The following is a 9625-nucleotide window of genomic DNA, read 5'->3' as shown; positions in this document are numbered from 1 at the left end:
CGCCTTCTTCGCGCTGGACGGCTTCCTCTTCGCGGGGTGGGTCGTGCGCATCCCCGACATCAAGCACCAGACGCACGCCTCCGCCGGCGCGCTCGGGCTCGCGCTGCTCGGGGTGTCCGCGGGGGCCGTGCTCACCATGACGCTGACCGGCCGGCTGTGCCGGCGCTACGGCAGTCATCCGGTGACCGTGGTCTGCATGGTCGTGCTCGCGCTCAGTGTCGCGCTGCCCCCGCTCACCCGCTCGGCACCGGTGCTGGGTGCCGTACTGCTGCTGTTCGGGGCGGCCTACGGCGGGGTCAACGTCGCCTTCAACAGCGCCGCCGTCGACCTGGTCGCCGCGCTGCGCAGGCCGATCATGCCCAGCTTCCACGCCGCGTTCAGCCTGGGCGGCATGGTCGGCGCGGGGCTCGGCGGGCTCGTCGCCGGTGTGCTCTCCCCCACCCGCCATCTGCTGGGGCTCACCGTGATCGGGCTGCTCGTCACGGCCGTCGCCGGGCGGACCCTGCTGCGCCAGGAACCGCCGGTGCCGCCGGAGCGGACGCCCGCCTCGGCGGCGGAGCAGGACGGCGGGGCGGCAGGCCGGACGGGCGGGCGCGGGCTGGTCGTCGTCCTCGGGCTGGTCGCGCTGTGCACGGCCTACGGCGAGGGGGCGATGGCCGACTGGGGCGCGCTCCATCTCCAGCAGGACCTCGCGGCCTCCCCCGGCGTCGCAGCCGCCGGGTACGCGTGCTTCGCGCTCGCCATGACCGTCGGCCGGCTGACCGGCACGGCGCTGCTGTCCCGCCTCGGCCGGGCCCGGACCGTGATCACCGGCGGCACCGTCGCCGCGGCCGGCATGCTGCTCGGCTCGCTCGCGCCCTCCGTGTGGGCGGCGCTGATCGGCTTCGCGGTCACCGGGATCGGGCTCGCCAACCTCTTCCCGGTCGCCGTGGAGCGCGCGGGCGCGCTGGCCGGCCCGTCCGGCGTCGCCGTCGCCTCCACCCTGGGCTACGGCGGCATGCTCCTCGGACCGCCCGCGATCGGTTTCATGGCCGACTGGTTCTCCCTGTCCGCCGCGCTCACCAGCGTGGCCGTGCTGGCCGCCGTCGCCGCCGTCATCGGGGCATCGACGCGACGGGCGCTGGGCGGCTGACGCGCCGACCGGGCGGCGCACGTCGCGGTGGTGACCGCGCCCCTCGGACGCCCCTCGACGCTCCGTTGACGGTGGTCGAACCGCCGTGCGACGGTGAGGGAGCGCTCCTGTCGAGAACTCCCGGGAACCGGAGGAAGACCGCTGTGAGCTTCGGACGCGACGCCTCCCGCCAGGCCATGGACCGCGGCCTGACCCCGGACCAGATCGAGGTCTTCGAGAAGGAGTTCGCCGCCCGCCCCGCCAACCGGCTGATGCAGAACGCGGTCACCCGGACACCCGTGGACGACGTGGCCCTGGACCGGCGCGTGCTCACCGGTATCGACCACTCGGTCTCCCACCACCTGGACGACTGGAAGGTCACCGATCAGAAGCAGAGCGGGCGTTGCTGGATGTTCGCCGGGCTCAACCTGCTCCGGGTCGGCGCGGCGCGGAAGCTGGGCGTGAAGGACTTCGAGTTCTCGCAGAACTACCTGCTCTGGTGGGACAAGTTCGAGCGGGCGAACTACTTCCTCGAGGCGATCATCGACACCTCGGACCGGGAGCTGGACGACCGCACGGTGGCGCACCTGCTGGCGGGCCCGATCGGTGACGGCGGACAGTGGAACATGTTCGTGGCCCTGGTCGACAAGCACGGCCTGGTGCCGAAGTCGGCGATGCCGGAGACCGAGAGTTCCTCCTCGACCCGGGCGATGAACCGGGCCCTGAAGACCCTGCTCCGCCAGGGCGCCCGCGATCTGCGCGGACTGGCCGCCGAGGGGGTCGCAGCGCAGCGGGGGCACAAGCGGGAGGTGCTGGCCGCCGTGCACCGGGTGCTCAGCATCCACCTGGGCACGCCGCCGCAGCGGTTCCTGTGGCAGTGGGAGGACAGGAACAAGGAGTTCCACCGCGACGGCTGGCTCACCCCGGCGGAGTTCGCCGCCGCGTACGTGCGGCTCCCGCTGGACGAGTACGTCTGCCTGGTGCACGACCCGCGCGAGTCCAGCCCGATGGGCCGCACGTTCACCGTCGAGTACCTCGGCAACGTCGTGGACGCCCCGCCGGTGGTCTATCTCAACGCGCCGATGGAGCTGCTGAAGCGGCTGGCGATGGAGACGGTGATCGGCGGCGAGCCGGTGTGGTTCGGCTGTGACGTGGCCAAGATGATGCGCGCGGACGCCGGCGTCTGGGACGCCGCGCTCTTCGACTACGCGGCCGTCTATGACGCCCCCTTCACCATGGACAAGGCCGCCCGGCTGCTGCACCACGACACGCAGATGACCCACGCGATGCTGTTCACCGGCGTCGACGTGGTGGACGGGAGCCCACGCCGGTGGCGGGTGGAGAACAGCTGGGGCGAGGAGAGGGCGGACAAGGGCTTCTGGACCATGAACGACTCGTGGTTCGGCGAGCATGTCTTCGAGATCGCCGTCCGGCGCTCCGCGCTGCCGCCGGAGCTCGCCGCCGCCCTCGACCGGCCGCCGATCGTCCTCCCCGCCTGGGACCCGATGGGCGCCCTCGCGGACTGAGGACCCGTAGGACGAGACCGACCGGTGGCGTACCGGGGCAAGCAGCACCGCGCGGCTCCGGACGGCACCTCGAAGACAAGCACCTGCCGTTGGCGCAGGAGGTGTGGCTGACGGGACTGGCCGCCGCCGGCGTCGGGCCGGTGTTCGTGATCGGCGGTGTGCTCCTGGCGCGGTCGGGCAGCCGCAGGACACCGGCGGGGACGGCCGGCAGGGTGGGGGCAGCAGGGGTGAGCGTCCGGTGACCCGGTGACGGCGGGGGTGCTTCGGCCGGCCGCTCCGGTCGGCCGTGCCGGTCGGCCGCTCCGGTCGGCCGAAGCGCCCCGTCCGTCAGGCGCCGTCGGCTCGGTGCCCCGTTCCGCCCTGCTCCCGCTCCACCGGGAGCCACAGCTCGGCGTCGGCCTCGGTCCCGTCCGCCGACAGGCGGGTGCGCAGTATCTCGGGGCCGGGGCGGCTGCGGTACGGGGTGGACGGGAACCACTCCGTGAACACGTCCCGCCACAGCTCCTGGATGGCCCGCGGAGCCGGCCCGGAGGTCGTGAAGACCGCCCAGGCGCCGGCCGGGACCGGGAGGGCCGTGGTGCCCTCGGGGGCCGCCGCCGAGGTGATCACCCCGTGGTAGTAGTCGAGTTCGGTGCCTTCGGCCCGGCTCGGGTCCAGGTCGTCGCAGACCGCGACGATGCCCTCGGGCTCCTGGTCCGCCAGCTCCTCCAGACTGCGCAGGGTCTGCGGGTCGATCCCGCGGACGAAGTCGATGATCGCCTGGTTCGGCCCCGCGTGCACCAGTGGCACCCGGGCCTTGAGGCCGACGACGGTGAAGTCGGGCCTGTCCACGACGCGATAACGCATGCTGCTGCTCCCTTCGACGGTGAGGCGGAAGGTCAGCCGGGGCTGGGAGACGAGCGCGGCGCCGGTGCGCCGGGCCTCGCCCGGCCCGACCCCGTGCATCGCGCGGAACGCCCGGGCGAACGCCTCGCCCGAGCCGTAGCCGTAGCGCACCGCGATGTCCAGCAGCGGCTCACGCCCCGCGAGCACCTCGGCACCCGCGACCGTGAGCCGCCGACGCCGGATGTACTCCGACAGCGGCATCCCCGCGAGCGCGGAGAACATCCGGCGCAGGTGGTACTCCGAGGTGGCCGCGATGCGCGCCAGCTCGGCCACGTGGATCTCCCGGTCGAGGCGGCGCTCGATGTGCTCCAGGGTCTGGTTGAGCCGCTCCAGCACTCCCGGTCTCCTTCCTCTTTCGCGCTCACCACGCTAGGCAGCGGGCACCCCGCCGGACCCGACATCCTGTGCCCGATCGGGTCGGGTGGAGGAACCAGGCCCGCTGGAGCGCACTCCATCCGGCAGAGTCGTCCGCATGGAGACTGCCGACTTCCTTGAGCTCCTGGACGGCGAGGGTCAGTTGCCGGCGGGGGCCGACGCCGTGGTGCCGACCTGCCCGGAGTGGCGGGTGCGCGACCAGGTGGGGCACACGGGCACGGTGCGCCGATGGGCCGCCGCCTTCGTCGCCGACGCGCACACCGCCCACCGGCCCCTCGGCGACCCGCCGGAGCCGGCCGATGCCGAGCTGACGCCGCCGGCGTTCTGGCCCCGGCGGCAGGCGCACGAGACGACCGTGCACCGTTATGACGCCGAGACGGCGCACGGCGGAACGCCGTCCCCGATCGCGCCGGATCTCGCGGTGGACGGCCTCGACGAACTGCTGCGTGGTTTCCACGCCCGCTCCCGCAGCCGGCTGCGCAGCGCGGAGCCGCACGTGCTGCGGGTGCACGCGGTGGGCGCGGGCGCGGGGGCGGACGCGGTGTGGACCGTACGGCTCACGGCCGAGCCGCCGGTGACGGTACGGGGCGAGGAGGGACCGGCCGAGGCCGAACTGCCGGGCCCCGCCGACCAGTTGTACCTGGCGCTGCGGAACCGGACGGCGGTGCCGCGGGTGACCGGCGACCCGCCGCTCGCGGCCCTGTGACGGGAGCGCTCGGGGATCTGACGCCCGGTCAGCCGGCGTCGGCCAGCATCCGGGCCAGCACCGCGCGCTGCACCGGCCGTACCTCGCCGTGCAGCGCGCGCCCCTTCGCGGTGAGCGCCACCCGCACCCCGCGCCGGTCCTCCGGGCACATGGCCCGCTCGACCAGGCCGTCCTTCTCCAGCCGGCCGATGAGCCGGGACAGGGCGCTCTGGCTGAGGTGGACCCGGTCGGAGATCTCCTGGACCCGGTAGGCGCAGCCGCCGTCCGCCGCAGCGCTCTCGGCCAGCAGGTCGAGAACCTCGAAGTCGCTCGCGCACAGGCCGTGCCCGTGCAGTGCCCGGTCCAGTTCGCACTGGGTGCGGGCGTGCAGGGCCAGGATGTCCCGCCACTGCTCCGCGAGCGCCTGTTCGGGCTGCTTCTTCGCCGCCATGACCGCACCGTAGCAGAGAAGAGAGTTCATTGCATCGTAATTAAATGCGCTTGCATTCGATGCATACGCATGTAGTCTCCTGGGCATGACCTCTCCGCTCACCACCTCCACGGCCCCGTCCCCGGCGGTCCGCTGGACCCCCCGGCTGTGGGGCACCCTGCTCGTGCTGTGCGCCGCGATGTTCCTGGACGCGCTGGACGTGTCGATGGTCGGCGTCGCGCTGCCCTCCATCGGCGCCGATCTCGGCCTGTCCACGTCGACCCTCCAGTGGGTCGTCAGCGGCTACATCCTGGGTTACGGCGGCCTGCTGCTCCTCGGTGGCCGGACCGCCGACCTGCTCGGCCGGCGCCAGGTGTTCCTGGTGGCGCTCGGCGTCTTCGCGCTCGCCTCGCTGCTCGGCGGGCTGGTGGACTCCGGCCCGCTGCTGATCGCCAGCCGCTTCGTCAAGGGCCTCAGCGCGGCCTTCACCGCACCGGCGGGCCTGTCGATCATCACCACGACCTTCCCGGAGGGCCCGCTGCGCAACCGGGCCCTGTCGATCTACACCACCTGCGCCGCCGCCGGTTACTCCATGGGCCTGGTCTTCTCCGGCCTGCTCACCGAGGCCAGCTGGCGGTTCACCATGCTGCTGCCCGCGCCCGTCGCGCTGCTCGCCCTGCTCGTGGGCATGAAGCTGCTGCCGCGCAGCGAGCGCGAACGCGACCACGGCGGCTACGACATCCCGGGCGCCGTCCTCGGCACCGCCTCGATGCTGCTGCTGGTGTTCACCGTCGTCGAGGCGCCCGAGACCGGCTGGGCCTCGGCCCGGACGCTGCTGTCCTTCGCCGCCGTGGCCGTCATGCTGGTGGCCTTCGTGCTCGTCGAGCGGCGCAGCCCGAGCCCGCTGATCCGGCTCGGGGTGCTGCGCTCCGGGCCGCAGGTCCGGGCCCAGCTGGGCGCGTTGACGTTCGTCGGCAGCTACACGGGGTTCCAGTTCCTGGTCACGCTCTACATGCAGCAGGTGCTGGGCTGGTCGGCCCTGCACACGGCGCTGGCGTTCCTGCCGGCGGGCGCGCTGGTGGCGCTCTCCGCGACCAAGGTCGGGGCCGTCATCGACCGGTTCGGCACCGCACGGCTGATCGTGCTCGGCTTCGTCCTGCTGGCGGCCGGATACGTGCTGTTCCTCCGCGTCGACCTGCACCCGGTCTACGCGGCCGTGATCCTGCCGACCATGCTGCTGGTCGGCTCGGGCTTCGCGCTGACCTTCCCGTCGCTCAACGTCCAGGCCACCAACGGCGTGGACGAGCACGAACAGGGCATGGTCTCCGGCCTGCTGAACACCTCGGTGCAGGTGGGCGGTGCGCTCTTCCTGGCCGTCGTGACGGCGGTGGTGACCGCGCACGCTCCCGAGAAGGCCACCCCGCAGGCCGTCCTGGACAGCTACCGGCCCGGCCTGGTCGTCGTCGCCGTCATCGCCGTCGTGGGACTGCTGCTGTCGCTCTCCGGACTGCGCCGGCCCCGTCCGCGACGGTCCGTCGTGGTCGCCAAGTCCACCGTGAAGGAGGCGGTCGCGGACCGCGTACCGGTCCGCGACTAGAGGAACCGGGGGACGCCTCCACACGTGCGCCCGGCGGGGATCGCTTGCCCCGCCGGGCGCACGCCTGTGAAACTGACGGAATGTACGCATACGGGGGACGCCGGACCAAGGCGGAGCAGGACGCGGCGACGGTCGAGATCGGGTACGCACTGGTCAGCGCCGCGTTCGCGGCGGCCGTGCTGTTCGGGGCCGTGGCCGGGCCCGCGCTCCTCTTCGACCTCCCCGATCTGCTGTCCACGAGCCTGCTGCGGCTCGGCACGGTGATCGCGCCGGTGGTGTTCACGGCCCGCGTGGTCAGCGTGCTGGTGCGCTTCCGGCGGACGGCTCAGCCCAGCCAGCCCGGTCGCACCAACCCCGACTCGTAGGCGAGGACGACTAGTTGGGCGCGGTCCCGGGCGCCCAGCTTCACCATGGTCCGGCTCACATGGGTCTTGGCGGTGAGCGGGCTGACCACCAGGCGGCGGGCGATCTCCTCGTTGGACAGGCCGATGCCGACCAGCGCCATCACCTCCCGCTCCCGTTCGGTGAGCCGGGACAGCGCGTCCGCCGCCGCGGGCTCCTTGGAGCGGGCCGCGAACTCGGCGATCAGCCGACGGGTGACACCGGGCGACAGCAGCGCGTCCCCGGCGACCACCGCCCGTACGGCGCGCAGGAGTTCCTCCGGCTCGGTGTCCTTCACCAGGAACCCGGAGGCGCCCGCGCGGATCGCCTCGAAGACGTACTCGTCCAGTTCGAAGGTGGTGAGCATGACCACCTTCACGTCCGCCGACTCCACCGCGGAGGCGATGCGCCGGGTCGCGGCCAGGCCGTCCAGCAGCGGCATGCGGATGTCCATGAGGACCACGTCCGGCCGCAGCTCCCGCACCCGGCGCACCGCCTCCTCGCCGTCGGCGGCCTCCCCGACCACCTCGATGTCCGGCTGCGCGTCGAGCAGCGCCCTGAAACCGGCCCGCACCAGCGACTGGTCGTCGGCGAGCAGCACCCGGATCACTGGTCCTCCCTGAGGTCCGACGGCAGGACGGCGAGCACCCGGAAGCCGCCGTCGGGGCGCGGGCCCGCCTCGATGGTGCCACCCAGCGCGGCGGCCCGCTCCCGCATGCCGGCCAACCCGTTCCCGCTGCCCCCGGCGTCCGCGCCGGTCGCCGGACCGTCGTCGTCGATCCGCAGCCGCAGCGCGCCGTCCCCGTATCCGAAGCGCACGCGCGCGTGCCGCGAACCGGAGTGCCGTACGACGTTGGTGAGGGCCTCCTGGAGGATGCGGAACGCCGCCAGGTCGGCGCCGGGCGGCAGCCGGGGCGGCTCGCCCTCGGTCTCGACGGTCAGGCCGGCCGCCGCGGCCTGCTGCACCAGCTCCGGCAGCCGGTCCAGGCCGGGCGCGGGGGCGCGCGGGGCGGCGCCCGGAGCGCGCAGGGTGCCGAGGACCTGGCGCACCTCGCCGAGCGCCTCCTTGCTGGCGGCCTTGATGGTGGTGAGCGCCGACCGGGCCTGCTCCGGGTCGCTGTCGAGCAGCGCGAGTCCCATGCTCGCCTGGACGTTGATGACGGAGATGCTGTGCGCGAGGACGTCGTGCAGCTCGCGGGCGATGCGCAGCCGCTCCTCGTCCGCGCGGCGGCGCGCCGCCGCGGCGCGGTCCGCGCGTTCCCGCACCCACTGTTCGCGCCGCAGCCGGGCCAGCTCGGAGAGGGCGGCGACGGCCAGCACCCAGGTGGCGACGACGATCTCCTGACCGAGTCCCGCGCCCCGGTCCCCGGTGGGCGGCAGCCAGTGGTACAGCCAGAGGGCGACCAGGACGTGTCCGGCCCACAGCAGCCCGATCGCCGTCCAGGCGGCCCGGCGGTGGCCGGCGACGACCGCGCCGAAGCAGCCGACCGCGACGGCCAGGAAGACCGGCCCGTAGGGGTAGCCGAGGGCCAGATAGGCCAGGGCCGCCGCCGCGGTGCCGTGGACCACGGCCACCGGGTGGCGGTGCCGCCACAGCAGCGGGACGGAGGCGGCGAGCAGCAGCACGCGGGCGGGGCCGTCGAGCGGCACCCGGTCCGACTGGCCGCGCGCGGCGAAGACGCTGCCGACCAGCACGAACGCGGTGACCAGCGCGGTGGACCGCCACGGCAGGCGAGCGCGGCGCGCCTCGGGGTCGTCCGGGAGGTCCCACCACGCGGGCCCGTGCCGCCACCCGTGCGAGGGACCACCGCCGCGCTGCTCTTCCATGCGGGCCACGCTAGACGCCGACGCGCGGCGACGACGTCAGCCGGACGAGGTGATCACACGTACTCCCCGGGGAGTACGCGCCGGGACCGCGGACGACTCCGCGCCCGCGCCGGGCGATGCGACGCGAGGGCCCGGATCGGGGGCACCCCGCCGGGAGAAACCGGTCGGTGGCGCGCCGCTCGGGCCCGGGCGAGCCGGTACGCGGCGCACCCCCGGACCGCCGTGCGCCGCGCAACCCGGCCGAGGGACCCCGCACGGCTCGGCACCGCCCGAGCCGGTAGGGGGCGCCCCGGATCAGGTCCCGTACACGGCGCGACCCGCCTGACGACCGCACGCCGCCCGGGACCCGGCGAGCCGGTACGCGGCGCACCCCCGGACCGCCGTGCGCCGCGCAACCCGGCCGAGGGACCCCGCACGGCTCGGCACCGCCCGAGCCGGTACGCGGAGCCCCGAGCCAGGCCGTACACCGGGCAAGCCAGCCGAGGACCGCACACGAAGGGCCGTACACCGGGCAGCACCGGCCGAGGGCCGGAGTCCGCCCCGCGGCGTAGCAGAGCCGTTCGCGGCCTAAGGCCCGCCCAGGCCCGTGCTCTCGGCGAGGCGGTCCGCCGCATGGCGGAAGAAGGTCTCGCGGTCCTCCACCACCCGGTTGAACTGCCCGAACAGCTCGAATCCGACCAGCCCGAACAGCTGGGCCCAGGCCGCCACCAGTGCCGCCGCGGCCTCGGGCGGCAGGTCGGGGGCGAGGTCGGCGGCCATGCGCGCGGCCTCGGGGCGCAGGTCGGCCGGGAGGGCGGGGGCGGCGAGG

General features: G+C 74.3%; 10 protein-coding genes. 5 read left to right on the top strand and 5 right to left on the bottom strand.

What is annotated here, in order from left to right; genetic code table 11:
* Positions 1-1132, top strand: a 1132-nt coding sequence (locus tag CCN44_RS33710; RefSeq protein ID WP_086702091.1) for an MFS transporter, incomplete at its 5' end; no start/stop codon positions are given.
* 143 nt (positions 1133-1275) lie between these two features.
* Complete coding sequence (locus CCN44_RS33705) at positions 1276-2637, top strand: C1 family peptidase (RefSeq protein ID WP_208639892.1); 1362 nt, start codon at positions 1276-1278, stop codon at positions 2635-2637.
* A gap of 327 nt (positions 2638-2964) precedes the next feature.
* Here CCN44_RS33705 and CCN44_RS33700 read toward each other — a convergent pair whose 3' ends face one another.
* Positions 2965-3858, bottom strand: a complete 894-nt coding sequence (locus CCN44_RS33700) for an AraC family transcriptional regulator (RefSeq protein WP_059247816.1) — start codon at positions 3856-3858, stop codon at positions 2965-2967.
* A gap of 136 nt (positions 3859-3994) precedes the next feature.
* Here CCN44_RS33700 and CCN44_RS33695 point away from each other — a divergent pair, with 136 nt between their 5' ends.
* Positions 3995-4603: a maleylpyruvate isomerase N-terminal domain-containing protein gene (locus tag CCN44_RS33695; RefSeq protein WP_086702089.1), complete on the top strand. Its 609-nt coding sequence runs from the start codon at positions 3995-3997 to the stop codon at positions 4601-4603.
* A 28-nt stretch (positions 4604-4631) separates the two neighbouring features.
* Here CCN44_RS33695 and CCN44_RS33690 read toward each other — a convergent pair whose 3' ends face one another.
* A complete protein-coding gene (locus CCN44_RS33690) occupies positions 4632-5033 on the bottom strand; it encodes a MarR family winged helix-turn-helix transcriptional regulator (RefSeq protein WP_059247818.1) in 402 nt (133 codons plus the stop codon).
* Positions 5034-5118: 85 nt separating this feature from the next.
* On the opposite strand from CCN44_RS33690, the gene CCN44_RS33685 reads away from it, so the two are divergent.
* The gene (locus CCN44_RS33685) at positions 5119-6609 is read left to right on the top strand and encodes an MFS transporter (protein ID WP_059247819.1); all 1491 of its coding nucleotides are present in this window, start codon (positions 5119-5121) and stop codon (positions 6607-6609) included.
* Between the two features lie 80 nt (positions 6610-6689).
* Positions 6690-6974 (top strand): DUF6332 family protein, encoded by a 285-nt coding sequence (locus CCN44_RS33680; RefSeq protein WP_059247820.1) that lies wholly within the window; start codon positions 6690-6692, stop codon positions 6972-6974.
* On the opposite strand, the gene CCN44_RS33675 is transcribed toward CCN44_RS33680, so the two are convergent.
* The 3 genes from CCN44_RS33675 to CCN44_RS33665 form a co-directional block, all read right to left on the bottom strand.
* Positions 6935-7600 carry a response regulator gene (locus CCN44_RS33675; RefSeq protein WP_059247821.1) on the bottom strand — a complete coding sequence of 222 codons (666 nt, stop codon included), beginning with the start codon at positions 7598-7600 and terminating at the stop codon, positions 6935-6937. The two genes, CCN44_RS33680 and CCN44_RS33675, sit on opposite strands and share 40 nt — an antisense overlap.
* A complete protein-coding gene (locus CCN44_RS33670; protein ID WP_086702082.1) occupies positions 7597-8817 on the bottom strand; it encodes a sensor histidine kinase in 1221 nt (406 codons plus the stop codon). Before CCN44_RS33670 ends, CCN44_RS33675 begins: the two co-directional genes overlap by 4 nt.
* Positions 8818-9384: 567 nt before the next feature.
* On the bottom strand, positions 9385-9625 hold a 241-nt coding region (locus CCN44_RS33665), incomplete at its 5' end, for a WHG domain-containing protein (RefSeq protein WP_208639891.1).

The organism is Streptomyces tricolor, from assembly GCF_002155905.1.
GTDB lineage: Bacteria > Actinomycetota > Actinomycetes > Streptomycetales > Streptomycetaceae > Streptomyces > Streptomyces tricolor.
This window is presented reverse-complemented; position numbering and strand designations above follow the sequence as displayed.

Bases quoted from the DNA above. Each gene is read 5' to 3' on its own strand.
- CCN44_RS33695 (WP_086702089.1), top strand. From the start codon at position 3,995: ATGGAGACTGCCGACTTCCTTGAGCTCCTGGACGGCGAGGGTCAGTTG.
- CCN44_RS33690 (WP_059247818.1), bottom strand. From the start codon at position 5,033: ATGGCGGCGAAGAAGCAGCCCGAACAGGCGCTCGCGGAGCAGTGGCGG.
- CCN44_RS33685 (WP_059247819.1), top strand. From the start codon at position 5,119: ATGACCTCTCCGCTCACCACCTCCACGGCCCCGTCCCCGGCGGTCCGC.
- CCN44_RS33680 (WP_059247820.1), top strand. From the start codon at position 6,690: ATGTACGCATACGGGGGACGCCGGACCAAGGCGGAGCAGGACGCGGCG.
- CCN44_RS33670 (WP_086702082.1), bottom strand. From the start codon at position 8,817: ATGGAAGAGCAGCGCGGCGGTGGTCCCTCGCACGGGTGGCGGCACGGG.